22 protein-coding genes and 2 pseudogenes are annotated in these 26636 nt (G+C 62.4%); 15 read left to right on the top strand and 9 right to left on the bottom strand.

Annotation, left to right across the window (positions count from 1 at the left end; all coding sequences use genetic code 11):
• Nucleotides 1-12: 12 nt before the first annotated feature.
• Nucleotides 13-1569: a methyl-accepting chemotaxis protein gene (locus tag IB249_RS24060; RefSeq protein ID WP_192308232.1), complete on the top strand. Its 1557-nt coding sequence runs from the start codon at nucleotides 13-15 to the stop codon at nucleotides 1567-1569.
• A gap of 360 nt (nucleotides 1570-1929) precedes the next feature.
• Here the strand turns inward: IB249_RS24060 and IB249_RS24055 are convergent, their stop codons facing one another.
• From IB249_RS24055 to IB249_RS24040, 4 genes are all read right to left on the bottom strand, one after another.
• Entirely contained in the window at nucleotides 1930-2325 is a 396-nt protein-coding gene (locus IB249_RS24055) for a putative zinc-binding protein (RefSeq protein WP_192308231.1), read from the bottom strand.
• A gap of 75 nt (nucleotides 2326-2400) precedes the next feature.
• Nucleotides 2401-3078, bottom strand: a complete 678-nt coding sequence (locus IB249_RS24050) for a Crp/Fnr family transcriptional regulator (protein WP_192308230.1) — start codon at nucleotides 3076-3078, stop codon at nucleotides 2401-2403.
• Nucleotides 3079-3164: 86 nt separating this feature from the next.
• Nucleotides 3165-3806, bottom strand: coding sequence for a two-component system response regulator NarL (narL, locus tag IB249_RS24045; RefSeq protein WP_192308229.1), 642 nt, complete (start codon nucleotides 3804-3806; stop codon nucleotides 3165-3167).
• Nucleotides 3803-5605: a HAMP domain-containing protein gene (locus IB249_RS24040; RefSeq protein ID WP_192308228.1), complete on the bottom strand. Its 1803-nt coding sequence runs from the start codon at nucleotides 5603-5605 to the stop codon at nucleotides 3803-3805. Before IB249_RS24040 ends, narL begins: the two co-directional genes overlap by 4 nt.
• Nucleotides 5606-5909: 304 nt before the next feature.
• Between IB249_RS24040 and IB249_RS24035 the strand changes: the two are divergent.
• From IB249_RS24035 to IB249_RS23980, 13 genes and pseudogenes are all read left to right on the top strand, one after another.
• A pseudogene (locus IB249_RS24035) lies at nucleotides 5910-7212 on the top strand (MFS transporter).
• Entirely contained in the window at nucleotides 7190-8602 is a 1413-nt protein-coding gene (locus IB249_RS24030) for a NarK family nitrate/nitrite MFS transporter (RefSeq protein ID WP_192308226.1), read from the top strand. Before IB249_RS24035 ends, IB249_RS24030 begins: the two are co-directional and overlap by 23 nt.
• A gap of 69 nt (nucleotides 8603-8671) precedes the next feature.
• A complete protein-coding gene (locus IB249_RS24025; RefSeq protein ID WP_192308225.1) occupies nucleotides 8672-12445 on the top strand; it encodes a nitrate reductase subunit alpha in 3774 nt (1257 codons plus the stop codon).
• Nucleotide 12446: 1 nt separating this feature from the next.
• Entirely contained in the window at nucleotides 12447-13985 is a 1539-nt protein-coding gene (gene narH, locus IB249_RS24020) for a nitrate reductase subunit beta (RefSeq protein WP_192308224.1), read from the top strand.
• A gap of 2 nt (nucleotides 13986-13987) precedes the next feature.
• Nucleotides 13988-14743, top strand: a complete 756-nt coding sequence (gene narJ, locus IB249_RS24015) for a nitrate reductase molybdenum cofactor assembly chaperone (RefSeq protein WP_192308223.1) — start codon at nucleotides 13988-13990, stop codon at nucleotides 14741-14743.
• On the top strand, nucleotides 14736-15416 hold the full coding sequence (gene narI / locus IB249_RS24010; protein ID WP_192308222.1) for a respiratory nitrate reductase subunit gamma: 681 nt from the start codon (nucleotides 14736-14738) through the stop codon (nucleotides 15414-15416). Before narJ ends, narI begins: the two co-directional genes overlap by 8 nt.
• A gap of 7 nt (nucleotides 15417-15423) precedes the next feature.
• On the top strand, nucleotides 15424-16383 hold the full coding sequence (locus IB249_RS24005; protein ID WP_192308318.1) for a peptidylprolyl isomerase: 960 nt from the start codon (nucleotides 15424-15426) through the stop codon (nucleotides 16381-16383).
• A 25-nt stretch (nucleotides 16384-16408) separates the two neighbouring features.
• A complete protein-coding gene (gene moaA / locus IB249_RS24000) occupies nucleotides 16409-17401 on the top strand; it encodes a GTP 3',8-cyclase MoaA (protein ID WP_192308221.1) in 993 nt (330 codons plus the stop codon).
• A 278-nt stretch (nucleotides 17402-17679) separates the two neighbouring features.
• A complete protein-coding gene (locus tag IB249_RS23995; protein WP_192308220.1) occupies nucleotides 17680-19695 on the top strand; it encodes a ribonucleoside triphosphate reductase in 2016 nt (671 codons plus the stop codon).
• 32 nt (nucleotides 19696-19727) lie between these two features.
• The gene (nrdD, locus tag IB249_RS29950) at nucleotides 19728-19895 is read left to right on the top strand and encodes an anaerobic ribonucleoside-triphosphate reductase (protein ID WP_192308219.1); all 168 of its coding nucleotides are present in this window, start codon (nucleotides 19728-19730) and stop codon (nucleotides 19893-19895) included.
• Complete coding sequence (locus tag IB249_RS23985) at nucleotides 19892-20587, top strand: anaerobic ribonucleoside-triphosphate reductase activating protein (RefSeq protein WP_192308218.1); 696 nt, start codon at nucleotides 19892-19894, stop codon at nucleotides 20585-20587. The genes nrdD and IB249_RS23985 overlap by 4 nt, the downstream gene beginning before the upstream one ends.
• Before the next feature lie 33 nt (nucleotides 20588-20620).
• A pseudogene (locus IB249_RS30275) lies at nucleotides 20621-21166 on the top strand (MCP four helix bundle domain-containing protein); the annotation flags it as partial.
• Complete coding sequence (locus IB249_RS23980; protein ID WP_412548024.1) at nucleotides 21158-22294, top strand: methyl-accepting chemotaxis protein; 1137 nt, start codon at nucleotides 21158-21160, stop codon at nucleotides 22292-22294. The pseudogene IB249_RS30275 and the gene IB249_RS23980, both read left to right, overlap by 9 nt.
• A gap of 182 nt (nucleotides 22295-22476) precedes the next feature.
• Here the strand turns inward: IB249_RS23980 and IB249_RS23975 are convergent, their stop codons facing one another.
• From IB249_RS23975 to IB249_RS23955, 5 genes are all read right to left on the bottom strand, one after another.
• Nucleotides 22477-23856 carry a 4Fe-4S binding protein gene (locus tag IB249_RS23975; protein ID WP_192308216.1) on the bottom strand — a complete coding sequence of 460 codons (1380 nt, stop codon included), beginning with the start codon at nucleotides 23854-23856 and terminating at the stop codon, nucleotides 22477-22479.
• Entirely contained in the window at nucleotides 23844-24698 is an 855-nt protein-coding gene (locus IB249_RS23970; protein ID WP_192308215.1) for an FTR1 family iron permease, read from the bottom strand. Before IB249_RS23970 ends, IB249_RS23975 begins: the two co-directional genes overlap by 13 nt.
• Before the next feature lie 22 nt (nucleotides 24699-24720).
• Nucleotides 24721-25050: a cupredoxin domain-containing protein gene (locus IB249_RS23965; protein WP_192308214.1), complete on the bottom strand. Its 330-nt coding sequence runs from the start codon at nucleotides 25048-25050 to the stop codon at nucleotides 24721-24723.
• Nucleotide 25051: 1 nt separating this feature from the next.
• Nucleotides 25052-25582: an iron transporter gene (locus IB249_RS23960; RefSeq protein WP_192308213.1), complete on the bottom strand. Its 531-nt coding sequence runs from the start codon at nucleotides 25580-25582 to the stop codon at nucleotides 25052-25054.
• A gap of 87 nt (nucleotides 25583-25669) precedes the next feature.
• On the bottom strand, nucleotides 25670-26023 hold the full coding sequence (locus IB249_RS23955; protein ID WP_192308212.1) for a hypothetical protein: 354 nt from the start codon (nucleotides 26021-26023) through the stop codon (nucleotides 25670-25672).
• Between the two features lie 154 nt (nucleotides 26024-26177).
• Between IB249_RS23955 and IB249_RS23950 the strand changes: the two genes are divergently transcribed.
• Nucleotides 26178-26408 (top strand): DUF3079 domain-containing protein, encoded by a 231-nt coding sequence (locus IB249_RS23950; protein WP_192308211.1) that lies wholly within the window; start codon nucleotides 26178-26180, stop codon nucleotides 26406-26408.
• Nucleotides 26409-26636 lie beyond the last annotated feature (228 nt).

The following is a 26636-nucleotide window of genomic DNA, read 5'->3' as shown; positions in this document are numbered from 1 at the left end:
CTTGGAGTCTGTATGTTTGTCTGGATCAGGAATATCCGTGTAGGTGCCAAATTGGCACTGGGTTTTGGCCTTGTATTAGGCTTGGTCATCTTGTTGGTGATTGCCGGTTGGCATGCGTTGAACACGCTGACGGAGCGGGGCGCCAAGATCGAGGACATTGTAAAGGTCGGTGAATACACCAGAGAGTTGCGTATCGAGCGCTTGCGCGCGGGCAATAGCACCCAGGCTGAGGCCCTGCAGCCGGTGCGCAAGGTGCTCGAGCGGCTGACCATTCATTTGCAGGGTATTCAGGGACACTTCAGTACGCCGAGCGATCGGAAGTTGCTGGCGGAGCAGATTGACGTTGTCAACGAGTACACCCAGCACTTGTCGCAACTGGGCCAGTCCTCTATCGATACCAAGCCTTTGTATAGTCGAATGGCGCAATTAGGCGATCGTCTACTTATAACTTCCCAGGAACTGATCGATGCGCAGAATATCAAGCGTGATAACGATTCGACGTTTGCCAAGTCATTACTCATCGGGATTGGGATACTTGCGTTATTGATCGGTGTCTTGACCGCGTGGCTGATCACCCGACAAATCGTCAACCCTCTGCAACACACCCTTGAAGCGATGTCGCGTGTGGCGCTCGGTGACCTGAGCCACGATGTGAATATTGACCGGCGTGATGAACTGGGCCAACTGCAATCCAGCCTGCAGCAGATGACGCTGGCCTTGCGTGAGTTGATCGGCGGGATTCGCCACAGTGTCGTCCAGATGGCCAGCGCCGCCGAGCAGTTGTCTGCGGTGACCGAACAGACCAGTGCCGGGGTCAACAGCCAGAAGTTGGAAACCGATCACGTCGCCACCGCCATGAACGAGATGACCGCCACCGTGCAGGATGTGGCGCGCAACGCCGAAGAAGCCTACCGGGCCGCGACCGTTGCCGATCAGCTGGCCAGCCAGGGCGAACAAGTGGTGGGCGATGCCATCGAACGCATTGAGCGCCTGGCCGTGGAAGTCGGTAGCTCGGCGCAGGCGGTGCTCCATCTGAAGGGGCAGAGTGACAAGATTGGCGGTGTGCTGGATGTGATCAAGGCCGTGGCGCAGCAAACCAACTTGCTGGCACTGAACGCGGCCATTGAAGCCGCCCGCGCGGGCGAGGCCGGGCGTGGTTTTGCCGTGGTGGCCGACGAGGTGCGTAACCTGGCCCGGCGCACCCAACAGTCCACCGAGGAAATCGAAAGTTTGATCGTCGGCATACAGAGCAGCACCCAGGCCGTGTCCCTGAGCATGGACACCAGCCTGGACATGAGCAAAAGCAGCGTGGAGTTCACACGCCTGGCGGTCGATTCGCTCGAGAGCATCACGCGTACGGTTTCGACCATCCAGGCCATGAACCAGCAGATCGCCACCGCCGCGGAAGAACAGAGTGCGGTTGCCGAAGAAGTCAATCGCAGCGTGATCAACGTGCGTGACATTTCCGACCAGACCGCCAGCGCCAGTGAGGAAACGGCCTCATCCAGCATCGAGCTGGCGCGCCTTGGCCATGAGCTGGAAGGGCTCGTGGGCCGATTCACGGTGTGACCCGTGGAAAGGCGCTTGCTCGCGACAGCGGTTGACCCGTCGACACCACCGTTGAATGTGCCGAAGTCATCGCGAGCAGGCTCGCTCCCACGAGGTCCTGGGTTGTAGTGAAGACAGTGTAATTCCCGAAACTGTGGGAGCGAGCTTGCTCGCGAAAGCGGTAGACCCGTCGACACCACCGTTGAATGTGCCGAAGTCATCGCGAGCAGGCTCGCTCCCACGAGGTCCTGGGTTGTAGTGAAGACAGTGTAATTCCCGAAATTGTGGGAGCGAGCCTGCTCGCGACAGCGGTGGATCCGTCGACATCCCTGTTGAATGTGTCACCGCCTTCGCGAGCGAGACCGTTCCCACAAGGGAATTTCATTGGGCCTGGGCGCTGGGCTCGTGCTGGCGGGCGTCGCTGGCAATCAGTTGTTTGATGCCTTCGAACAACGAGTCACTCTGTTCCTGCGTGCAGTCCTCGCCATAGCGCTTGCGCAAGCCGTAATGGCTGAGAATCAGATGCACATCGGCGTGCAGCCCATGCTGTTTCAGGCAATTCTCCACGCATTGCAGCGGGCAACCATCCAGTGCGTAGATCCGGCGCCCCGAGCGCGCCTTGTTGACCAGCGAGCTCACGTGCCCGCCAAGGCCGGCGATGCAGGACATTTCCGCCACCCCGCTGCGGTCCAGGCGCACAGCCAGGGTGTTGGCCAGCTGGGCGACGTTGGAGCAGCCCGAGCAGGCGTAAACCAGAGGCAGGGTTGAGGCGGACATGGAAATTCTCCTGAGGTGGACCGCTCCAGTGTGCAAGGTGCGCAGCGTTACACAATTGATTGCAATCAATTACGCCTACTGGAACGCCGCCAACGCCTCTTCGTCCGCCAGGAGGCGGATGTTGCGCCGCTCCATCGCGATCAGCTCGCACTCGACCAGCCGATGCAGAATCCGCGAGAAGGTCTCCGGCTGGATACCCAGCTTCGACGCGACCAGGCGCTTGGACACTTGCAGGACGATCTGGCCGGTGACGGGGTGGCGTTCCTGGAGCAGGAAGTTGATCACCCGGCGGCTCGCGCTGGCCATGGTCAGGGTGTCGATGTCGCGCAGACGCAGGTGCAGGTGAATGCTCATGCTCGCCAGGATCGCCAGGCAGACTTTCGGCTGGTCTTCCAGGGCATTGCGATAGTGCTGGCCGTCGATGGTCACCAGTACGCTGTCCTTCAGCGCCGTGGCACTCACCGGGTAGAGGCGGGCCTGGCTGAACAGCAGGGCTTCGGCGAACGTCTGGCCCGGCTGGATGATTTCCACCAGGTTTTCCTGGCCTTCGCCGGTCAGCCGGTACAGCTTGATCTGTCCGCTGATCAGCAGGAAAAAACGCTTGGCCGGGTCGCCCTGGTGCATGAGCGTGCTGTGGCAACTCAGGCGCTTGAGCATCGCCAGGGAACAGACTTCCTCGAAGACTTTCTCCGGCAGTTGGCTGAACAGGTGATGACGGCGCAACGTTAGAACAATCGATGGGTGGGTCAGCATGGCGTACCTCCGCTGTCGCTCATAGTAAAGAGCGCAGGCCCGTTGACCTATGCCTCTGCCGGCCTACCTCCAAGGAGGCATGCCCTTCAACCCGCACTGCGCAGGTGCTCCATGGCCCAGACCGCTGCCTCCACGCGCGAACGCAAACCGAGTTTGTGCAGCAGGTTCTTCACGTGGACCTTGACCGTGCCTTCGGTGATGCCCAGCTTGTGCCCGATCACCTTGTTGCTCAGGCCGGCGGCGATGGTCTTGAGCACCTGGCGTTCGCGGTCGGTCAGTTCCACCACCGCCTGGCGCGGCGGCGAGCGCAACGCCTGGGCCATGACCCGGGTCAGGCCGGGGCTGACGACCAGCGTGCCGTCCAAGGCATCGCGGATGTACTGGATCAGCAGCTCGGGCTCCATGTCCTTGAGCAGATAGCCATCGGCATCCAGGCGCAGGGCATCGCGGATGTCGTCCTCGGCATCCGACACCGTGAACAGCAACACCTTGCCGGTAAAATTCATGGCCCGCAGTCGACGCAGGGTCTCGATGCCGTTCATCTGCGGCATGTTGTTGTCGAGCAGCACCAGGTCAGGTTGCAGGGGCTCGATCAGGGTCAGCGCCTCTTCGCCATGGTTGGCCTCGCCGACAATCATGAAATCATCTTCGAGCTCGAGCATCTGACGGATGCCGCGACGCATCATCGGATGGTCGTCCACCAGCAGGATTCGGTGTTGAGGGTTCATGCGACGCTACCTTCTGAGTGCTGTCCGAGGAATTCCGGGTGGAATTGCAGCTGGACGAGGGTGCCCTGGGGCTCCCTGGAAAAGATGTGCAATTGGCCGCGCAAGCTGCGCGCCCGTTCATCCATGATGTTCAGGCCGTGGTGTTCGCGCTGGTCGACGTCGCCGCTGAAGCCGCGTCCATCGTCTTCGACCAGCAGCCTCACGGTTTCACCGTCCTGGCGCAGTTCCAGCCAGGCATTCTGCGCATGGGCGTGGCGCAGGCAGTTGGAGAGCGCTTCACGGGTGATCTGCAGGAGGTGGATCTGTTCGCTGGCCGACAGCTCGAAGGCCAGCGTGTCGACGTGCAGGTGGACCTTGAACTCGCCGCGACGGGTGAATTCGGCGGCGGTGTCCTTGAGCTCCTGGATCAGCCCGGCATCGTTGATCTGCAGGCGAAAGGTGGTCAGCAGCTCGCGCAGCTGGCGATAGGCATTGTTCAGGCCGTCGCGCAATTCGCTGGTGACGTTTTCCAGGGTCTGCACCGGTTCCCCGCGGCGCATCAGGGTCTGCATGCGGCTGACCTGCAGCTTCATGTAGGACAGCGCCTGGGCCAGCGAATCGTGCAGCTCGCGGGCAATGATCGTGCGCTCTTCGAGCAACAGCAGGCGATGATCCTGTTCCCGTTGGCGCTTGAGCGACAGCGAGGTGCCGATCAGGTTGGCCAGGGCCTGGATCAATTGGGTTTCCCAGGCTTGCGTGGGGTGGCCGTCGATGAAGTGCGCCTTGAGTTCGCCCAGTTCGCTGCCCTGGTTGCTGATGCTGAAGGTCTGCTGGCTGGTGTTGTGGTGCCGGTCACAGGTCGCGCAATCGCTGCTGGCGCAGACCTCGCGGCTGTTGGCACCGTGCAGGGCGATCAACTGTTGCGCGGGAGCCTGCTGTTGGCCCTGCAGGCACAGGGACAGGCGCAGGCCGGGCAGGCGTTGCTGGAAGCGCCGGATCAAGTCGTCCAGGCCTTCGGCATTGGCCAGGCGCGTGGCCAGGTTGCGGCTGCTCTGGTACAGCAGTTCCAGGGCGGCGTTGGCTTGTTGCAGGTTCAGGGTTTTCTGCCGGACCTGGCTCTCGAGCGTGCGATGGGACTCTTCGATGGTCTCGGCCATGGCATTGAAACTGGTGGCCAACTGGCCCAGTTCGTCCTGGGACTGATGGTTGACCCGGACCTGGAAATCACCGCGACGAAAGCGCTGGGTGGCGTTCACCAGCTCTTTGAGCGGGGAGACCACGCCGTACTGCAATTCGTACAGGCCAATCAGCAGGATGATCATGGTGCTGAACAGGGCCATGCCCTGAATCACCTGTTGCCAGCCCTGCTTCTGTTCGCTCTGGCGTTGCAGCAGGCTGACGAACTGGTTCAGGCGTTCCACGAAGGGCTGCGCCTGGGCCTGGAAGGTCGCGGCGTCACCGCGTTCCAGCGCCGGGTGCAACACGTCCCGCCACTGTTGCTGGATCTGTCCATAGCTGATTTGCAGCGCAGTGGTCGGGCCATCTTCAAGCACGGCCTTGAGCGATTGACTGTTGAGCCGTCGTTGCAGGCTGGTGGAGATGTCAGCGATTTCTTCCGGCGAAGCACCGGCGCCGAGTTTCCAGCTCAGGTGGTAGGTCTCCATGCGCACCGAGCCTGCGGTGTTGATGGCGGCGGCATCGCCCTGGCTGAACCAGGCGATCAGCCCGGCGCTCAGGGAACTGGCGAGGGCGAGCACCGCAATCAGGATCACGGCCAGTCCGGCACGAGCGGGCAGGGAACTGCGCAACCAGCGAATCATGGGCGCAGGCCTTCGCAGAACAGGGGAAAACAAGGCATGAAACGTTCCCGGGTAGGTCGGCGCCTCGGTCCCGGGCGTGCTACCTCTAAAGAGTTGTCGACGGATCCTTGTCGACAGAACACTGGGTAGAAAAAGTCAAAACACTGATAAACAAGGGGTTTCGGGCTTTTCCTGAGCTACCTCCTTGGAGGTAGATGGCACCAGCATAGGCCTGGGGCCCTCGGGTCGACGTTGATGCAGATCAAGTTTTTGCGGGGTAGGGCTCTTTAGTCTGCGGCCATGGCTAACTGACTGGGAGAGCATTGTGACCCAACCCCGTGTACAACAAGGCTTGGTACTGGGTATGAGTACCCTGGCCTTCACTGTCTGTTTCATGGTCTGGATGATGTTTGCCGTGCTCGGGGTGCCGATCAAGGAACTGCTCCAGCTCAACGAAACCCAATTCGGCCTGCTGGCCGCCACACCGGTCCTGACCGGTTCCCTGGTCCGTCTGCCGCTGGGCCTGCTGACCGACCGCTTCGGCGGGCGCATCGTGTTCTTCCTGCTGATGCTGTCCTGCGTCGGCCCCCTCTACCTGATCAGCCACGCCACCGCCTACTGGCAGTTCCTGGTGTTGGGCCTGTTCGTCGGCCTGGCCGGCGGTTCGTTCTCGGTCGGCATTGCCTACGTTGCCAAGTGGTTCGACAAGGACAGCCAGGGCTTCGCCATGGGCGTGTTCGGTGCCGGTAACGCCGGCTCGGCGGTGACCAAGTTTCTCGCCCCGGCATTGATTGCCGCCGGCAGCTGGCAGTTGGTACCGAAAGTCTTCAGCGCAATCCTGTTCATCACCGCGCTGCTGTTCTGGTTTCTCAGCGCCGAAAACAAGACGCACCGCAGTGCTTCGGGCGCCACGTTGCGCGAGCAGCTGGCCTCGCTGAAAGACCCGGCGGTGTGGCGCTACTGCCAGTACTACTCGATCGTCTTCGGCGGCTACGTCGCCCTGGCGCTGTGGATGACCAAGTACTACGTGCAGGAATACGGTTTCAGCCTGCAAAGCGCGGCGTTGCTGGCCGCCTGTTTCTCCCTGCCCGGTGGCGTGCTGCGGGCCGTCGGCGGCTGGATGTCGGATCGCTGGGGTGCCCAGAGCGTGACCTGGTGGGTGCTGTGGGTCAGCTGGATCTGCCTGTTCCTGCTGTCGTACCCGCAGACCCAGTTGCAGGTGCAGACCCTCAAAGGCCCGGTGGATTTCCACATCGGCCTCAACCCGGCGCTGTTCACCGTGCTGCTGTTCGTCATGGGCATCGCCTTCGCGTTCGGCAAGGCCTCGGTCTTCAAATACATCGCCAACGACTATCCGAAAAACATGGGGGCGGTGTCCGGCATCGTCGGCTTGGCCGGCGGCCTGGGCGGCTTCGTCCTCCCGATCATGTTTGGCGCCCTGGTGGACCTCACCGGTGTGCGCTCCTCCTGCTTCATGTTGCTGTACGGCGTGGTCTGGGTCTCCCTCATCTGGATGTACCTCAGCGAAGTTCGCAAAAACCCGGTGCTCGGCAAAGAGCCGCCGCAGACCCGCCCCTGAATTCGAGCATTACCTAGGAGAAGAACATGTCCGTTCTGCAAAAGCCTGACAAAGGCCCGGTCATCCACGACTGGCGCCCGGAAGACCCGACGTTCTGGGGGCGCAGCGGCAAACAGACCGCCACGCGCAACCTGTGGATCTCCATTCCCGCACTGCTGCTGGCGTTTGCCGTGTGGATGGTGTGGAGCACGGTGATCGTGCGACTGAACGCCATCGGCTTCAACTTCAGCACCGACCAACTGTTCTGGTTGGCTGCGTTGCCAGGGCTGTCCGGCGCCACGTTGCGGGTCTTCTACTCGTTCATGGTGCCGATCTTCGGCGGCCGGCGCTGGACCGCCCTGAGCACCGCGTCGCTGCTGATCCCGTCGTTGTGGATGGGCTTCGCCGTGCAGGACCCGAGCACCCCTTACAGCGTGTTCGTGTGGATTGCCTTGCTCTGCGGTTTCGGCGGCGGCAACTTCGCCTCGAGCATGTCCAACATCAGCTTCTTCTATCCCAAGTCGCAACAGGGCACCGCACTGGGCCTGAATGCCGGCCTGGGTAACCTGGGCGTGTCGGTGATGCAGTTCTGTGTCCCGCTGGTGATCACCTTCGGCGTATTCGGCTTCCTCGGTGGCAAATCGCAGGTGCTGCCGGACGGTGGCGAGTTGTGGCTGCAGAACGCCGGTTTCATCTGGGTGCCGTTCATTGTGCTGGTGACCGTGCTGGCCTGGTTCGGAATGAACGACCTGTCCAGCGCCCGCGCTTCGTTCAAAGAACAGGCGGTCATCTTCAAGCGCAAGCACAACTGGCTGATGTGCTGGTTGTACCTGGCGACCTTCGGCTCGTTCATTGGCTTCTCCGCCGCGTTCCCGCTGCTGATCAAAACCTCGTTCCCGGATGTCATCGCACTGAAGTTCGCCTTCCTCGGCCCATTGGTGGGCGCCCTGGTCCGTCCCTTGGGCGGCTGGCTGGCGGACAAGCTGGGCGGTGCGAAGGTGACCCTGTGGAACTTCGTGCTGATGATCGTGATGGTCTTCGGCGTGTTGCACTTCCTGCCCGTCAGCCACAACGGCGAAGTGGCGCAGGGCGGCAGTTTCTACGGCTTCCTCGGCATGTTCATGCTGCTGTTCATCACCACCGGCGTTGGCAACGGCTCCACCTTCCGCATGATCCCGGTGATCTTTCGCACCCAGCACGAGAAAGCCTCGGCCGGCAAACCGCCCGCCGTGCGTGAACAGGCGCTCAAGGATGCGGGCAAGGAATCGGCGGCCGTGCTCGGCTTCAGTTCGGCCATGGGCGCCTTCGGTGCGTTCTTCATTCCCAAATCCTTTGGCACGTCGATGGCCCAGACCGGTGGCCCGGAGATGGCGTTCTACATGTTTGTCGGCTTTTACCTGAGTTGCATTGTCGTGACCTGGTGGTGCTACGCGCGCAAAGGCGCCGCGAACCCCTGCTGAAACGACCCGTATCCAACCATTGCGTGGGCGGGGCGCAGAACCCCGCAGCAAGCCTGAGAGGACTAAACCTTGAGTCATTTACTGGATCAAATGCGGTTTTTCAATCGCAAGCAAAACGAGTTTTCCGACGGTCATGGCGAGACGCGTAAAGAGTCCCGCGACTGGGAGAACGTCTACCGTTCCCGCTGGCAGTACGACAAGATCGTGCGTTCCACCCACGGGGTGAACTGCACCGGCTCGTGCTCGTGGAAAATCTACGTCAAGAATGGCCTGATCACCTGGGAAACCCAGCAGACCGACTATCCGCGCACCCGTAACGACCTGCCGAACCATGAACCCCGGGGCTGCCCGCGCGGCGCCAGCTACAGTTGGTACATCTACAGCGCCAACCGGCTCAAGTACCCGAAAATCCGCAAACCGCTGCTCAAGCTCTGGCGCGAGGCGCGCCTGACCCTGGCGCCGGTGGAAGCCTGGGCCAGCATCGTCGAGAACAAGGCCAAGGCCGACTCGTATAAAAGCAAGCGTGGCATGGGTGGCTTCATCCGCTCGAGCTGGGATGAAGTCAACGAGATCATCGCCGCGTCCAACGTCTACACCATCAAGACCTACGGCCCCGACCGCGTCGTCGGCTTCTCGCCGATCCCTGCCATGTCGATGGTCAGCTACGCCGCCGGCGCGCGCTACCTGTCGCTGATCGGTGGCGCCTGCCTGAGCTTCTACGACTGGTACTGCGACTTGCCGCCGGCTTCGCCGATGGTCTGGGGCGAGCAGACCGACGTGCCGGAATCGGCCGACTGGTACAACTCCAACTACATCATTGCCTGGGGTTCCAACGTTCCGCAGACCCGTACCCCGGACGCGCACTTCTTCACCGAGGTGCGCTACAAGGGCACCAAGACCGTGGCGATCACCCCCGACTACTCGGAAGTCGCCAAGCTCACCGACCTGTGGCTCAACCCCAAGCAGGGCACCGACGCGGCATTGGCCCAGGCGTTCAACCACGTCATCTTCAAAGAATTCCACCTGGACAAGCCGAGCGCCTATTTCACCGAATACGCCAAGCGCTTCACCGACTTGCCGGTGCTGGTGCTGCTCAAACCGATGGCGGATGCGGCCGAGGGCGCCGGTTACCAGCCGGATCGCTTCCTGCGTGCCAGCGACCTGACCGACAACCTCGGCCAGGACAACAACCCGGAATGGAAAACCATCGCCCTGGATGCCAGCGGCGAGCTGGTGTCGCCACAGGGCTCCATCGGTTATCGCTGGGGCGAGAAGGGCAAGTGGAACATCCTGCCTCGCGAGGGTGGCGAAGGTCGCGAGATCGACCTCAAGCTCAGCCTGATCGGTGAAGACGTCGCCGAAGTCGCCTTCCCGTATTTTGCCGGCGAAGTGCAGGAGCACTTCCAGCACGTGGCCGGCGATGCGGTGCAGTACCGCCGTGTGCCGGTGCACAGCGTGGTGCTGGCCGACGGCAGCGTGGCCAAGGTGGCCACCGTGTTCGACCTCTCGGCCGCCAACCTGGCGATCGACCGTGGCCTGGGTGGCGCCAACGTCGCCCGCGACTACAACGACGCCTCGGTGCCCGGCACCCCGGCCTGGCAGGAGCAGATCACGGGCGTGAGCCGTGAGAAAGCCATCCAGATCGCCCGTGAGTTCGCCGACAACGCCGACAAGACCCGTGGTCGCTCGATGATCATCGTCGGCGCGGCGATGAACCACTGGTACCACATGGACATGAACTACCGCGGGCTGATCAACATGCTCATGCTCTGCGGCTGTGTCGGCCAGACCGGTGGCGGTTGGGCGCACTACGTCGGCCAGGAAAAACTGCGTCCGCAATGCGGCTGGCTGCCGCTGGCCTTCGGCCTGGACTGGAGCCGTCCGCCACGCCAGATGAACGGCACCAGTTTCTTCTACGCGCACAGCTCGCAATGGCGCCACGAGAAGATGAGCATGCACGATGTGCTCTCGCCCCTGGCCGACAAGTCGCAGTTCCCCGAGCACGCGCTGGACTACAACATCCGCGCCGAACGCGCGGGCTGGTTGCCGAGCGCGCCGCAACTGAACACCAACCCGCTGCACATCTGCCGTGATGCCGCCGCTGCCGGCATGGACCCCAAGGACTACGTGGTCAAGTCGTGGCAGGACGGTTCGCTGCGTTTTGCCTGCGAACAGCCGGACAGCCCGGTCAACTTCCCGCGCAACATGTTCATCTGGCGTTCCAACCTGCTGGGCTCCTCGGGCAAGGGCCACGAGTACATGCTCAAGTACCTGCTGGGCACCAAGAACGGCGTGATGAACGAAGACATCGGCCAGGTCGGTGACTGCAAGCCTGAAGAAGCCGAATGGGTCGACGAGGGGGCCATCGGCAAGCTCGATCTGGTGACCACCCTGGACTTCCGCATGTCCTCGACCTGCGTCTATTCCGACATCGTGTTGCCGACTGCGACCTGGTACGAAAAGGACGACATGAACACTTCGGACATGCACCCGTTCATTCACCCGTTGTCGGCGGCGATCGACCCGGCGTGGGAATCGCGGTCCGACTGGGAAATCTACAAAGGCATCGCCAAGGCGTTTTCCGCCATGTCCGAAGGGCACCTGGGCGTCGAGCAGGACCTGGTGACCGTGCCGTTGCTGCACGACAGCGTGGGCGAACTGGCCCAACCGTTTGGCGGCACCGACTGGAAAACCGCCGGCGTGGCCCCACAGCCGGGCAAGAACGCGCCGAACCTGCAAGTGGTGGAGCGTGACTACACCAACATCTACAAGCAGTTCACCTCGCTGGGCCCCTTGCTGGAGAAACACGGCAACGGCGGCAAGGGCATCAACTGGAACACCGAGGAGGAAGTGGAATTCCTCGGCGAACTCAATCATCACGAAACCGCAGCGGGCATCAGCCAGGGTCGGCCAAAAATCGACACCGCCATCGATGCCGCCGAAGTGATCCTGTCCCTGGCCCCGGAAACCAACGGCCATGTGGCCGTCAAGGCCTGGGCGGCGCTGTCGGAATTCACCGGCATCGACCACAGCCACCTGGCGCTGTCCAAAGCCCACGAGGCGATTCGTTTCCGCGACATCCAGGCGCAGCCGCGCAAGATCATCTCCAGCCCGACCTGGTCGGGGCTCGAGGACGAACACGTGAGCTACAACGCCGGCTACACCAACGTCCATGAAGACATCCCGTGGCGCACCATCACCGGTCGCCAGCAGTTCTACCAGGATCACCCGTGGATGCAGGCGTTCGGCGAGCAGTTCATGAACTACCGGCCGCCGGTCAACACCCGGACCATCGCCGGGGTGAAAGGCAAGCGCGGCAATGGCGAGACCGAGATCGTCCTGAACTGGATCACCCCGCACCAGAAATGGGGCATCCACAGTACCTACACCGACAACCTGCTGATGCTCACCCTGAGCCGTGGCGGCCCGATTATCTGGCTCTCGGAGAACGACGCCAAGCGCGCGAACATCGAGGACAACGACTGGGTCGAGTGTTTCAACGCCAACGGTGCTTTGACCGCCCGTGCGGTGGTCAGCCAGCGGGTCAAGGACGGCATGGTGATGATGTACCACGCCCAGGAACGGATCGTGAACGTGCCCGGTGCGCAGACCACCAAGACCCGTGGCGGCCACCACAACTCGGTCACCCGCGTGGTGCTCAAGCCGACCCACATGATCGGCGGCTATGCCCAGCAGGCCTACGGGTTCAACTACTACGGCACCGTCGGGTGCAACCGCGACGAGTTCGTCGTGGTCCGCAAAATGTCCAAAATTGACTGGCTCGATGGCACCGACGGCGATGCCTTGCCGCGTCCACTGCCGACCGACATCGAGGAGAACTGAGATGAAGATTCGCTCACAAATCGGCATGGTCCTGAACCTGGACAAATGCATCGGCTGCCATACCTGCTCGATCACCTGCAAAAACGTCTGGACCAGCCGCGAAGGCATGGAATACGCCTGGTTCAACAACGTCGAGACCAAGCCCGGCATCGGCTACCCGAAAGAATGGGAAAACCAGGACAAGTGGAAGGGCGGCTGGGTCCGTAACGCCAACGGGTCGATCAACCCGCGCATCGGGGGAAAATTCCGCGTGCTGGCGAACATTTTCGCCAACCCGGACCTGCCCAGCCTGGACGACTACTACGAGCCGTTCGACTTCGATTACCAGCACCTGCACACTGCGCCGCTGGGCGAGCACCAGCCGGTGGCGCGTCCACGCTCGCTGGTCACCGGCAAGCGCATGGAGAAAATCGAGTGGGGCCCGAACTGGGAAGAGATCCTCGGCACCGAATTCGCCAAGCGCCGCAAGGACAAGAACTTCGACAAGATCCAGGCGGACATCTACGGCGAGTACGAAAACACCTTCATGATGTACCTGCCGCGCCTGTGCGAGCACTGCCTCAACCCGGCGTGTGCGGCCTCGTGCCCGAGCGGCGCGATCTACAAGCGTGAAGAAGACGGCATCGTCCTGATCGATCAGGAAAAGTGCCGTGGCTGGCGGATGTGCATCAGCGGTTGCCCGTACAAGAAGATCTACTTCAACTGGAAAAGCGGCAAATCCGAGAAGTGCATTTTCTGCTACCCGCGGATCGAAGCCGGCATGCCGACCGTCTGCGCCGAAACCTGTGTGGGGCGTATCCGCTACCTCGGCGTATTGCTGTATGACGCCGACCGCATCAGCGAAGTGGCGAGCACCGCCAACGAGCAGGACCTGTACGAGAAACAACTGGAGATCTTCCTCGATCCAAACGACCCGGCGGTGATTCGCCAGGCCCTGGCCGATGGCGTTCCGCAGTCGGTGATCGACTCCGCCCAGCGTTCGCCGGTCTACAAAATGGCCGTGGACTGGAAACTCGCACTGCCACTGCACCCCGAATACCGCACCTTGCCGATGGTCTGGTACGTACCGCCGCTGTCGCCGATCCAGAACGCGGCCGAGGCCGGCACCGTCGGCATGAACGGCGTGATCCCGGACGTCGACAGCCTGCGTATCCCGCTGCGCTACCTGGCCAACCTGCTGACCGCCGGCGACGAAAAACCGGTCAAGCGCGCACTCAAGCGCCTGCTGGCGATGCGTGCCTACAAACGCTCCGAGCAAGTCGACGGGGTCACGGACCTTCAAGTGCTGGCGGATGTCGGCCTGAACGTGGGCCAGGTCGAGGAGATGTATCGCTACCTGGCCATCGCCAATTACGAGGATCGCTTCGTGGTCCCGAGCGCCCACCGTGAAGACGCCATGAGCGACGCGTTCGCCGAGCGCTCCGGTTGCGGCTTCAGTTTCGGCAGCGGTTGCAGTGGCAGCTCCGACACCAACCTGTTCGGGGCGAAGAAAGCCAACCGTCGCGACGTCCTGAAAACCGTACAGTTGTGGGAGGACTGAGCATGCAAATCCTCAAAGTGATTTCGTTGTTGCTCGACTATCCGACCGAGACCCTGGTCAACGGCCGCGACGAGCTGGAACAGGCGATCCACCAGTCCCGGGAAATCAGCCCGAAACAACGTGGCGCGCTGTTCGAGTTGCTGGAGTTGATCTGCGCCAACGACCTGATGGATGGCCAGGAGCACTACGGTGCGCTGTTCGGCCGGGGCCGCTCGCTGTCGCTGCTGTTGTTCGAGCATGTGCACGGCGAGTCCCGAGACCGGGGCCAGGCCATGGTCGACATGATGGCGCAGTACGAAGACGCCGGGTTTGCCATCGGCGTCAAAGAGCTGCCGGACTACATCCCGCTGTACCTGGAGTTTCTCTCGACTCGCGAAGACGGCGAGGCCCGCGAGGGCCTGGCCGATGTCGCGCACTTGCTGGCCCTGCTCGCGGCGCGTCTGGAGGAGCGTGAAAGTGCCTACGCCAGTTGCTTCCGGGCACTGCTGCAGATTGCCGGGGCGGAGCCGCACCAGGCCGTGGCCGATCTGCGTGAGCAGGTCGCCGCCGAGGTGCGCGACGACTCCCTCGAAGCCCTCGACAAGATCTGGGAAGAGGAGGCCGTGGACTTCCTCAAGGCCGAGCAGCAGGAGCGCTGCGGCGCACTGCCAAGCGCACCGGGCAAGGCCCGGGAAGAAAGCGCAGTGCCGTTGCACTGGGTGGATTTTCAGCATGAAGGGCTGGCCGCCGAGCCAGTCAAGGAGGCACGCAATGTCTAAATGGAATCTGTTGGTGTTCGGGGTCTACCCCTATGTGGCGTTGGCGATTTGCCTGATCGGCAGTTGGGCGCGCTTCGACCTGTCGCAGTACACCTGGAAGGCGGGCTCCAGCCAGATGCTCAACCAGCGCGGCATGCGCGTGGCGAGCAACTTCTTTCACATCGGCGTGCTGTTCGTCCTGGCCGGGCACTTTGTCGGCCTGCTGACCCCGGCGTCGATCTATCACCACGTGATCAGCACCGAGCACAAGCAATTGCTGGCCATGGTGTCCGGCGGCTTCTTCGGCCTGCTGTGCCTGATCGGCCTGCTGATGCTGATCAAGCGTCGCCTGACCGACCCGCGGGTACGCGCCACGTCCAGCACGTCGGACATCCTGATCCTGTTCGTGCTGCTGGCGCAATTGCTGCTCGGGCTGCTGACCATCGTCGCGTCGACCGCACACATGGATGGCTCGGTGATGGTGATGCTCGCCGACTGGGCGCAGAACACCGTGATGCTGCGGCCAATGGAAGCGGCGGCGTCCATCGCCCCGGTGGGCTTGACCTACAAGCTCCATGTATTCCTGGGTCTGACCCTGTTCGTGTTGTTCCCGTTCACCCGTCTGGTGCACATCGTCAGCGCGCCGGTCTGGTACCTGGGGCGTCGTTATCAAATCGTTCGGCAGAAATTCTGAGGAGGTCATCATGTCAGGTTGTGGATGTGGCGGCGGTGGTGGGGGCGGCGGTGGCTGCGGTTCTTCAAGGGTGACCGAGGAAGTGCTCGAGGTCGCACCGGTGGCAGCGGCGCAGTTCGAAGCGCTCGCGGCAGAACCGGCGGCGGTCGAAGAGGCTCCGGCGCAGTTGATTGCCAGCAGTGAGCAGGAATGGCCGATCATCAGCGTCAACGAGGTGCTGATCACCCCGCAAGCGATGGCCCAGGAGCTGCAATATCACCCGGCGCAGAGTCGCGAAGAGGCGGTGTACCTGGCCGCCAGGGCGTTGGTCATCCGCGAATTGTTGCAGCAGCGCATTGCCGAGCTCGGGCTGTCGCTCGAGATCGGTGCCGGCGAGAACGAAGAGGAGGCGGCCACGCGTCTGTTGCTCGAACGCGAGGTACAGGTGCCAGAGCTGGATGAGGTGACCAGTCGGCGCTACTACGAAAGCAATCGGGCGCGTTTTCACAGCGCGCCGTTGCTGGCGGTGCGGCACATCCTGCTCGAATGCGCGCCGGATGATGCCGAGGCCCGGGGCATTGCCCATGATCAGGCCGACGTGCTGTTGCAGCGGCTGAAGGATTTCCCCGGCAGCTTCGCCGAGCTGGCCTTGAAGTATTCGGCCTGTCCGTCGAAGGAGCAGGGCGGTTCGCTGGGCCAGATCAGCAAGGGCCAGACCGTGCCCGAGCTGGAGCGTCAGTTGTTCACCCTGGCGCCGGGGCTGGCGGGCAAACCGCTGGAAAGCCGTTATGGCTGGCACGTGATCAGCGTCGATCAGCGCATCGAAGGCCAGCCATTGCCTTATGAGGCGGTGGCGACGGCGATTCGCACGCAGTTGCAACAGGGGGTCTGGCAAAAAGCCCTGGTGCAGTACCTGCAAACCCTGATCGGCGCGGCCGATGTACGCGGTATTCACTTGCAGGGTGCCGACTCACCACTGGTGCAGTAAGCATCGAGGCAAACCGGGAGACGTGATGAACGCTGTGATGCAGGATGGTTTTGGGCGGCAGATCGATTATCTGCGGATGTCGGTGACGGACCGGTGTGATTTTCGCTGTGTGTATTGCATGGCGAAAACCATGACCTTCCTGCCGCGCCAGCAGGTGCTCACGCTGGAGGAGTTGCAGCGCCTGGCCACGTTGTTCGTGGGCATGGGCGTGCGCAAGATCCGCCTCACCGGCGGCGAGCCGCTGATCCGTCCGGGCATCGTCGACCTGTGCCGCAACATCGCCGCGTTGCCCGGTTTGCGCGAACTGGTGATGACCAGCAACGGTTCGCAACTGGGTCGGCTGGCGCGGCCCTTGGTGGAGGCGGGGGTGAAGCGCATGAACATCAGCCTCGACAGCCTGGACCCGCAGAAATTTCGCGCGATCACCCGGATCGGCGACCTCGACCAGGTGCTCCATGGCATCGAAGCGGCGCGTGATGCCGGGTTCGAACGGATCAAGCTCAATTGCGTGGTGATGAAGGGGCGCAACTTCGACGAAGTGCCGGCGCTGGTGCAGTACGCCATCGACCAGCGCATCGACATCAGTTTCATCGAGGAGATGCCCCTGGGCGATGTCGGCCGCTCGCGCGGTGAATCGTTCTGTTCCAGCGAAAAGGTGAGGGCAGAGATTGCCCGCCACCATCGACTGCTCGACAGCACGGAAAACAGCGGTGGGCCGGCGCGCTATGTTCGCCTGGAGCGTCATCCCGAGACACGCATCGGTTTCATCTCGCCCAACAGCCACAACTTCTGCGGCACCTGCAATCGGGTGCGCATGACCGTGGAAGGCAAGCTGTTGCTCTGCCTCGGTCAGGACGATGCTCTGGACCTGCGCGGGCTGCTGCGCCGCTATCCACTGGAGGACCAGCCGGTGATCAACGCCGTACAAAAAGCCCTGCGCGGCAAACCCCTGCGCCATGACTTCACCCCGCAAGGCGAGGTGCAGGTCGTGCGGTTCATGAACATGAGTGGAGGGTGAAGCGACTGGCGGATATTGAGTCAGACGCCGGCGCTTGAAACGAACACGAAACCCTGTGGGAGCGAGCCTGCTCGCGAACAGGCCATCAGCCCCTCACCGATGTCGCCTGGAGGCGACCTCGCAGCCTTTCCCTCCCTTCCTCGCCGCTTTCGAGCGGCTTTTTTTTCACCGGCGAATCTTGATGTCGATCAATTGCACATCAGCGTTTTGTCCGTACCCTTCACTGCATCTTGTGTTTTTGAATGACTAAAAATCAATATGTAGTGTTTGGAGGCCGAATGCAGAGCACGCTGATCTCAGTGGGATGTAACCGCTTGCACAAGCGCAATGGCGACCTGGTCGCCTTCGATGCCAACAAGATCCGTCAGGCATTGATCGCCGCGGGCAAGGCGACCGGGGAATACACCGACGTCGAAGTCGAAGGCTTGCTCGAGGCGGTTCTCGCCCGCCTGGAGGGCATGTCGAGGCTGCACGTCGAGCAGGTTCAGGACCGGGTCGAGCGGGTCCTGATGGACGCCGGTTACTTCTTCGCGATGCGCGCCTATATCGTCTACCGCGAACAGCACGGGCGTCTGCGCCGTGACCGTCGAACCATGGTCGAGGTCGCGACCTCGATGAACGAGTACCTGGACCGTGAAGACTGGCGGGTGCAGGCCAACGCCAACCAGGGCTATTCCCTGGGCGGGCTGGTGTTGAACGTGTCGGGCAAGGTCACCGCCAACTACTGGCTGGACGAGGTCTACAGCGAGGCCATCGGCCAGGCTCATCGCGAGGCGGACCTGCACGTGCACGACCTCGACATGCTCGCCGGCTACTGCGCCGGCTGGTCGTTGCGCACCCTGTTGCACGAAGGCCTCAACGGCGTGCCGGGACGGGTTGAAGCCGGTCCGCCGCGGCATTTGAGCAGCGCCCTGGGGCAAATGGTCAACTTCCTCGGCACCCTGCAGAACGAATGGGCCGGCGCCCAGGCGTTCAGCTCGTTCGACACCTACCTGGCGCCCTACGTGCGCAAGGACCAACTGAGCTTCGAGGAGGTGCGCCAGGCGATCCAGGAGTTCATCTACAACCTCAACGTGCCGTCGCGCTGGGGCACCCAGACACCGTTCACCAACCTGACGTTCGACTGGGTCTGCCCGCAGGACCTCAAGGAACAGATACCGGTCATCGGTGGCGAGGAAATGCCGTTTGCCTACGGCGACCTGCAAGTCGAAATGGACCTGCTCAACCGGGCCTACATCGAGGTGATGCAGGCCGGGGATGCCAAGGGACGGGTGTTCACCTTCCCGATTCCGACCTACAACATCACCCATGACTTCCCCTGGGACAGCGAAAACGCCGACCGCCTGTTCGAGATGACTGCGCGTTACGGCCTGCCGTACTTCCAGAACTTCCTCAACTCGGACATGCAGCCCAACCAGGTGCGCTCGATGTGCTGCCGCCTGCAGCTGGATGTGCGCGAGTTGCTCAAGCGCGGTGGCGGCTTGTTCGGCTCAGCGGAACAGACCGGTTCGCTGGGGGTGGTGACGCTCAACTGTGCGCGCCTGGGGTATGTGTTCAAGGGCAACACCAGCGGCCTGTTGCAGCGTCTGGACACGCTGATGGAGCTGGCGATGGAAAGTCTGGAGGTCAAGCGCAAGGTGATCCAGCGGCACATGGACGCCGGTTTGTACCCGTACACCAAGCGTTACCTGGGCACCTTGCGCAATCACTTCTCGACCATCGGCGTGAACGGCCTGCACGAAATGCTGCGCAATTTCACCGACGACCAGGAAGGCATGCACACCGAGAAGGGCCGGCAGTTCGCGCTGAACGTGCTCGACCATGTCCGCGCCACCTTGCTGCGCTACCAGGAGGAAACCGGTCACCTCTACAACCTGGAAGCGACGCCAGCGGAGGGCACCACCTACCGCTTCGCCAAGGAAGACCTCAAGCGCTATCCGGACATTCTCCAGGCCGGCAGCCGTCAGGCGCCGTATTACACCAACTCCTCGCAACTGCCGGTGGGCTACACCGAAGACCCGTTCGAGGCCCTGGAGCTGCAAGACGAACTGCAATGCAAATACACCGGCGGCACGGTCCTGCACCTGTACATGGCCGAGCGGATTTCCTCCACCCAGGCCTGCAAGCAACTGGTGCGCAAGGCCCTCGGCCGCTTCCGCCTGCCGTACCTGACTGTGACGCCGACGTTCTCGATCTGCCCGATTCACGGCTACCTCGATGGCGAGCACGAGTTCTGCCCGAAATGCGACGAAGCCTTGCTGCTCAAGGAGCAGAAGGCCGCCAATCTTCATTGATTCCGATCCACTCAACCGCAAGGAGCTTCACCATGACTGCATCGCAAACCCTGCCACAGGCTCAACGTCAACGTTGCGAAGTCTGGACCCGCGTGATGGGCTACCACCGTCCGGTGTCGGCGTTCAATCCCGGCAAACAGTCCGAGCACCGCGAGCGGGTGCATTTCACTGAAGGCGCGTCGTTGGCCGGGCGTCAATGAGTCGAGTGATCCGGGTCGGGGGCATGGTGCCCCTGACCACCATCGACTATCCGGGGCAGCTCGCCTGCGTGCTGTTCTGTCAGGGCTGCGCCTGGCGTTGTCGTTACTGCCATAACCCGCAACTGATCCCGCCCCGGGGCACCGAGGAAGTGGATTGGCGGCGGGTGATCGCGTTTCTGCAGCGTCGCCAGGACCTGCTCGATGCGGTGGTGTTCAGCGGTGGCGAACCGACCTTGCAGGACAGCTTGCGCGGCGCCATGGATGAAGTGCGGGAGATGGGTTTTCGCATCGGCCTGCACAGCGCCGGGATCAAGCCGACAGCGTTTGCCAGGGCGCTGGACGGCGCGGATTGGGTGGGTTTCGACGTCAAGGCATTACCCGAGGATTGCCAGGCCATCACCGGGGTCGAGGGCAGCGGAACCGCCAACTGGCGCAGCCTCGAGCACTTGCTGGCCAGCGGTGTCGACTACGAATGCCGCACCACCGTGCACTGGCATCTTTTCGAGCCGCAACGCCTGTTGCTCCTGGCGCAGCGCTTGAGCGCACTGGGCGTGAAACGATTCGTCGTGCAACTGGTGCGCACCGAACGGATGTTCGATCCGCTGTTGTCGAGCGTCTCGGCACAAGCTTTGCTACCCGATCTCTGGGACGCAATGCGCGAGCTGTTTCCAGTCTTCGTATTGCGGGGGTGATCAGGGACAGCGCAGAACAATGCAGCACCCACCATGAAGTTCAAATGCGCTGCCCATCGGGCAGGTATCAAACGGGGAGCATTTGATATGGCTAAATTAACGACCGCACAACGTATCGTCATCGGCTTCGCTATTGCGCCGCTGGCACTGATCGGCATGGCCTTCGAGGGCTTGCGCGACATGGCAATCCTCAAGGACCAGGCGGCCATCATCGTCGAGCAGGACTGGCCGAAGATCGAGCCGCTGATGGTCATTGCCACTGGCGTGCGCGACAACGCCAAACATACCCGCGACCTGTTGATCAACGAAGACCACCAGCCCTCGTTCCAGGCAATCGACGCCACCAAGCAACGCATCACCCAGGCCTTCGAAACCCTGGCGCCGTTGTTCGACTTGCCCGAAGGCAAGGCCGCGTACCTGACCCTGAAAAAACACCGTGAGGCCTACGTTGCGGCGTTCACCCAAGTGCAGGTCTTGATCCGCCAGGGGGCGCTCGATGAAGCCAGGGCGCAGTTGAAGGACAAGGTCGTACCGGCCGAAGCCGAGGTGTATCGCAGCCTGGACGCCGTGATGGCGCTGCAAGGAAAAATCTTCGCCGACCGTGAGCGGGCGGCGCAGCAACTGTACAGCGACGCCCAGCGCACCATGCTCGGCTTGTTTGTGCTGTGCATGGGGCTGGTCATCACGGCGGCGGTCGTTGTCACCCGCAGTGTCACCCGACCCTTGGGAGGCGAACCGGATGCTGCGGCGCGGGTCTTGAGCCAGATAGCCGAGGGCGACCTGACGATCGACGTGCCCAGGACATCGAGTGCCGACGGCAGCGTGATGATGAACATGCGCCAGATGCAGCAAAGCCTCAACGCCATGGTCCGGCACATCGCCGGCTCGGTGGACCGAGTCGCCAGTTCGTCCGAAGAGCTGAGTGCGGTCAGCAGCCAGACGTCCAGCAACCTGCAATTGCAGGGGCAGGAGATCGAGCAGGCCGCTGCCGCCGTCAACCAGATGACCGCCGCAGTGGATGAAGTGGCGCGCAATGCGGTGAGCACCTCCGAAGCCTCCCGGCAGTCTGAAATCACCGCGCACCGAGGACGTGAACAGGTGCAGGAAACGGTGGCCTCGATTGGCGAGCTGGCCCATGGCGTCTCCGACACTTCGCAGCGTATCGAACAACTGGCCGGCCGGGTCCAGGGCATCAGCAAGGTGCTCGATGTGATCCGCAGCATCGCCGAGCAGACCAACCTGTTGGCCCTCAATGCCGCCATCGAAGCCGCGCGCGCCGGGGATGCCGGGCGCGGTTTTGCGGTGGTGGCCGATGAAGTGCGGGCGCTGGCGCATCGCACTCAGGAGTCGACGCGGGAAATCGAGCAGATGATCGACAACGTGCGCGAGGATACCGGGCAGGCAGTGACGGCGATGCAGGGCAGCAGCGAGCGTGTTCGGGTCGCCCTGGAAGTGGCGCAACGCTCGGGCGAGGCGCTGGATGAAATCACCCGGTCCATCTCGCAGATCAATGAGCGCAACCTGATGATCGCGAGTGCCACCGAGCAACAGGCGCTGGTGGCCCGTGAGGTGGACCGCAACCTGGTGAGCATCCGCAGCTTCTCCGAACAGGTCCTGCTCGGCGCCCGCCACACCGACAGCGCCGGCCAGGAACTGGCACAGATGGCCGGCGACCTGCACCAGACCGTGGCGCGGTTCAAAGTCTGAACAAGGTGGGGGCGGGTATATCCAGCATCGGGGCGAGCGGGCTACCGGTATCGCGAGCAGGCTCGCTCCCACAGTTTTTCGGGTGTCCGCAGGTTCGTAAACGACGCCAATAGGGTGGGAGCGAGCCTGCTCGCGATGGCATTGACACGTCCAACCTGGATACAGCCTGCTCTGGCACAGGGTCAGGCCCAGCCCCAGAACTGCAACCACCAGCCGCAACCGATCAAGCCACTGGCCAGCGACAGGCAGGCGCCCGCTGCAATCCGCCTGGGCAGAGCAAGGCGTTCGCGGTTCAGGCGTTTCCATCCCAACAGCAGGCTCCAGCCCAGTGCCGCCAGCAGTAACCACGCCCTGGCCGGTTGCACCCACTCCAGCAACAACCCTTCATAGCGCAGCAGTTTCACGGTGGTCGCCGACAGCCCAAGAAACAGTCCGGCACCACCCAGGGGCGTCAAGGTCAGCGCCATGGGCCAAAACAGTGCGCGATCACCCGCCAAACGTGCTGCCAGGCGCATGAAGATCATCAGCGCAGTGCCGAGAACCAGCGAACTCAAACCCAGGTAAGCGATGATGCTGAAACCATCAAGCCAGCTGAAGCTGTCGTTGAGCTGCGGGTAATGGGTGAGCAGCCACCAGGGCGCATTGTCCTCCAGGGCCCACAGGTGATCGTGTTCCACCAGCCATTGCGCGAGGGTTTGCTTGAAGGCGATGAACCAAGGACTGACCGTCCACTGAAACGCCCCCATCGCCAGGCCGATCACGCCAAACAGCAGCAGGCGCACATCCCAGGCCGAAACGCTTTGCGCCGTCGACTGCAGAATTTCCTGATTGCTTGAGCGGGCGATCAACTGCACCGCGCCACGTTGTCCGCTGCAGCGCCCGCAGGCATGACAGTCACTGGCGCCGCGCAGGCGGCGGATATCCAGCAGCGGTGCGCAGTTGGGCGGAGGCAGACGCGGCGCGGCGTTTTTCACCCAGCGTTGTTCATCGACATGAAAATGCACCGGCGCCAGGCGGGCGAGCAGGGCGAAGACGCCGCTGACCGGGCACAGGTAGCGGCACCAGATGCGTTTGCCCCGCGCAAACAGCAAACCGACGGCGACGGCTGCCACGGTGGATCCGCCCAGAATCAACAGCGCCGCTTGCGGGTAGTCGTAGACGCTGATCAGCTGGCCATAAAGGGTGGTCAGGCAGAATGCCAGGGTGGGCCAGCCACCCCAGCGCACCCAGCGCGGCACCCCCATGCCTTTGCCGTACTGACTGGCCCATTCGCTGAGCGAACCTTCCGGGCACAGCACGCCGCACCAGAGTCGGCCGAACAGCACGATGGACAGCAGCACGAACGGCCACCAGAGGCCCCAAAACAGAAACTGCGCGAACAGGGTCAGGTTATCGAGCATTCGCGCCTGACTGTCCGGCAGCGGCAGCAGCACCGGGATCACCAGCAATGATGCGTAGAACAGCACGACACACCACTGCACCACGCGGATGACCCGCGCGTGGCGACGCATCCCGTCCCCCGCGCGCTGCAGCCATCGATTGCGCCAGGTCAGTTCAGGCATGGGACTTTTTCCGTGCTGCGGTAGCGCAGCCAGCCACCGACGATCAGCCAGTAACCGACCCACGCCAGCACGGTCAGGGTACTGGGTGTTGCCCGGTAACCGGCAAAACTGGCGAGGAAACCGCCGAGACCGTGGCTGTCACCGAGCAAGGCATTGCTGTCCCACAGTGCGTCGCCGGCGAGGCTGTAAACCACTTCGGGCATGTCCATGCCGAGCAGTTGGCCACCGATGCGCTCGACGGCACTGACCAGCAACGCTGCGCCAAGCATCAGCAAAATGGTCTCGCTGATGGCGAAGAAGCGTTGCCAGGAAATGAACCGGCGACTGCCGTGCAGCAGAGTGATGGTCAGCGCCGATAGCACCAGCCCGAACGCACCGCCGATGGCGAACAGGCCGAGCTGGGGACCGCGCAGTTGCGCACCGGCGCCATACAGGAAGACCACGGTTTCACTGCCTTCTCGGCTGACCGCCAGCAGCGCCAACAACAACAGGCCCCAGCCACCTTGCCGGGAAATTTTGTTGTTGGCATTGAGCAGCAAATCCTGTTTGAGCGTGCGCCCGTGTCGGCGCATCCAGTGGACCATCTGCACGATCAGCAGGCTGGCGATCAGCGCAAGGGCGGCCTGGAACCACTCGCTGCCGGCCCCGCTCATGGCGTTGCCCGCCCACAGGATCGCCCCGGCCAGCAGCCCCGAGAACATCAGTCCAAGCACCACGCCGGCCCAGAGAAACCGGGTCAGCCGCTGGTCCTGTTGCTGCTGGCTGATCCAGGCCTGGAGGATACCGATCACCAGCAGTGCCTCGACGCTTTCCCGCCAGACGATGAACATTGATTGATTCATGAACACTCCGTACATGTCCGGGTTATTTCGCGAGGAGGCTGCCTTCGGGCAATTGCAGGTTGAACTCGTCGAAGAACGGGTATTGACCCGGCCGTAGCGGGTGGATGACCACGAAGGTGGTCACGCCGGGCGACAGCACCTTTTCCACCCGCAACGGCGTGCTTTCGAACTCGGCGGGGCCCTGGCCGATGTTCTTCAGGATGATCTTGAAGCGTTGTCCCGCCGGCACCTCCAGCACGGCGGGGGTGAAGTGCCCATCATTGAGGCTCAGTTCATAGGTCGGCAGTTCGGCATGGGCGGCCAACGGCGCAAAGGCTGCGGCCAGCAGCCAGGCGAGCGGCAGACGCTTCATTTCAGTAGCCGCCCTTTTTACCGATGCCGGCGTAGACGAACTCGTAGTTCAGCTCGCAACGTTCGAACCACGGAGCGACGCCGGTTTCCTTGTCGGTGTGACGACCCAGGGAGGCATGACCGCCGGGCGGCAGGAGGGTGAAGGTCAGCTGGTATTTGCCCGGGCCGAGCAGCTTGACGTTATCGCCATAGTGCGGACCGTCGTTGGCCACCATGGCGTGGAAGTCGCCCTTGATTTCCGGATCGCTGCCAACCTTTTTCAGTTTGAAGGACACGTTGAGGTACGGCACGAAGCTGCCTTCCTGAAAGCCGTTGCGATTGTCCGCAGTGGCACGGATGTCGGCTTCCAGGTGCACGTCGGAATCGGCAGTGGCGCGCATCATGCCGGCGGGTTCCATTTCGATCGGCTGTAAATACACCGCCCCGACTTCCAGCCCTGCACACGTCTGTGGCGAGCCGATCGGGTATTCCTTCGCATGGGCCAATGGTGCGAGCAGGAGCAGGGCGAGTGACAGCGAAAACGGAGTACGCATGATGACTTCCTGAGGACTGACGAGTAGGAACCCGAGTCTAGGAAGCTTTGCTGCGAACAATAATGATTGTTATCAAGTTTTGAGTGTTTAAGTCGCCGACTCATCGCGGCGGCGGAAACGTTCGGCGCGCTCCACGCTGTGGGTCATATGGTCTGCGGCGTGAATGGTCAAGGGATGCTGGGTGAAACCGGGTCTTGGGGAAATGAAATCGGCCATTTCCCGAGCCACTTCACGCTGGCGTTCCGAGCCTTCGGCCAACAGGGCAATGACCAGGTTTTCCAGGGCAATCACCCGCACGCGCAGGTGCACCAGTTCGGCGTTGGTCAACGCCGGCGGCGCCGTAAACGCTTCGCTGGCGAGGGAGGCAGTGGCGTCCTTGTCGTCCCAGGTCGACGGCGTCGGGGGAGTGGACGCGTTCGGGGCAGGATTCTTGTTAAGCATAACGACTCTCCGGTCTCTATCAGGCGAGACAAGCTTAGCCCGTGGCGGGGAAGCGTGTCAGGGGCATCGGGTGCTCTTTCTTGACAGGCATCAAGGCCGACGCAAATCCGGCGTTGTAAGGTGGGATACGCCCCTTTGTGATCTGGAGACCGGCATGGCCAAGCACTTCCCCGTCAATCCCAGCCACCCCGAGCGCATTTGCTGGGGCTGTGATCGGTATTGCCCGGCGAAATCCCTGGCTTGCGGCAACGGCGCCGACCGAACGATGCATCCGGTGGAAATGTTCGGCGAAGACTGGGCCGAACCCAACGATTGGGGGATCGACGCAGTGATTGCGACGGATCAGGCTGCCGGGGAGCGGGTGGAGGATGATTCGGCGGTGTAGAAGCGGATCCGCTCGTTCGCAGGGTCATTACCCTCTTTAAATGCCGCTCATCGAGCGGCATTTTTGCATCCATCGATATCAACTCAATTCCGAGGGGGCACTGCGGATTGAGATTTTGGATGGCTAATGACATATTGCCATCATTCGATTCAAGGCCACCGGGTGCCAGGCTTTGCCGTGATATCGAACGCTCTTCGTGAAAGTGTTTAAAGGTTGGAATCGCCAGGC

It is taken from the genome of Pseudomonas sp. PDM04 (genome assembly GCF_014851765.1).
Classification (GTDB): Bacteria; Pseudomonadota; Gammaproteobacteria; order Pseudomonadales; family Pseudomonadaceae; genus Aquipseudomonas.
The sequence above is the reverse complement of the archived record's forward strand: the minus strand, read 5'-3'. Positions and strand labels throughout refer to the sequence as shown.

Excerpts from the sequence above, each read along its gene's own strand:
- IB249_RS23980 (WP_412548024.1), top strand. The coding sequence starts at position 21,158 with ATGGCGCTGCAAGGAAAAATCTTCGCCGACCGTGAGCGGGCGGCGCAG.
- IB249_RS23965 (WP_192308214.1), bottom strand. The coding sequence starts at position 25,050 with ATGAAGCGTCTGCCGCTCGCCTGGCTGCTGGCCGCAGCCTTTGCGCCG.
- narJ (WP_192308223.1), top strand. The coding sequence starts at position 13,988 with ATGCAAATCCTCAAAGTGATTTCGTTGTTGCTCGACTATCCGACCGAG.
- narH (WP_192308224.1), top strand. The coding sequence starts at position 12,447 with ATGAAGATTCGCTCACAAATCGGCATGGTCCTGAACCTGGACAAATGC.
- IB249_RS24060 (WP_192308232.1), top strand. The coding sequence starts at position 13 with ATGTTTGTCTGGATCAGGAATATCCGTGTAGGTGCCAAATTGGCACTG.
- IB249_RS23995 (WP_192308220.1), top strand. The coding sequence starts at position 17,680 with ATGCAGAGCACGCTGATCTCAGTGGGATGTAACCGCTTGCACAAGCGC.
- IB249_RS24050 (WP_192308230.1), bottom strand. The coding sequence starts at position 3,078 with ATGCTGACCCACCCATCGATTGTTCTAACGTTGCGCCGTCATCACCTG.
- IB249_RS24040 (WP_192308228.1), bottom strand. The coding sequence starts at position 5,605 with ATGATTCGCTGGTTGCGCAGTTCCCTGCCCGCTCGTGCCGGACTGGCC.
- narL (WP_192308229.1), bottom strand. The coding sequence starts at position 3,806 with ATGAACCCTCAACACCGAATCCTGCTGGTGGACGACCATCCGATGATG.
- IB249_RS23950 (WP_192308211.1), top strand. The coding sequence starts at position 26,178 with ATGGCCAAGCACTTCCCCGTCAATCCCAGCCACCCCGAGCGCATTTGC.
- IB249_RS24030 (WP_192308226.1), top strand. The coding sequence starts at position 7,190 with ATGTCCGTTCTGCAAAAGCCTGACAAAGGCCCGGTCATCCACGACTGG.
- IB249_RS23960 (WP_192308213.1), bottom strand. The coding sequence starts at position 25,582 with ATGCGTACTCCGTTTTCGCTGTCACTCGCCCTGCTCCTGCTCGCACCA.
- IB249_RS23985 (WP_192308218.1), top strand. The coding sequence starts at position 19,892 with ATGAGTCGAGTGATCCGGGTCGGGGGCATGGTGCCCCTGACCACCATC.
- IB249_RS23975 (WP_192308216.1), bottom strand. The coding sequence starts at position 23,856 with ATGCCTGAACTGACCTGGCGCAATCGATGGCTGCAGCGCGCGGGGGAC.
- moaA (WP_192308221.1), top strand. The coding sequence starts at position 16,409 with ATGAACGCTGTGATGCAGGATGGTTTTGGGCGGCAGATCGATTATCTG.
- narI (WP_192308222.1), top strand. The coding sequence starts at position 14,736 with ATGTCTAAATGGAATCTGTTGGTGTTCGGGGTCTACCCCTATGTGGCG.
- IB249_RS23970 (WP_192308215.1), bottom strand. The coding sequence starts at position 24,698 with ATGAATCAATCAATGTTCATCGTCTGGCGGGAAAGCGTCGAGGCACTG.
- IB249_RS23955 (WP_192308212.1), bottom strand. The coding sequence starts at position 26,023 with ATGCTTAACAAGAATCCTGCCCCGAACGCGTCCACTCCCCCGACGCCG.
- nrdD (WP_192308219.1), top strand. The coding sequence starts at position 19,728 with ATGACTGCATCGCAAACCCTGCCACAGGCTCAACGTCAACGTTGCGAA.
- IB249_RS24055 (WP_192308231.1), bottom strand. The coding sequence starts at position 2,325 with ATGTCCGCCTCAACCCTGCCTCTGGTTTACGCCTGCTCGGGCTGCTCC.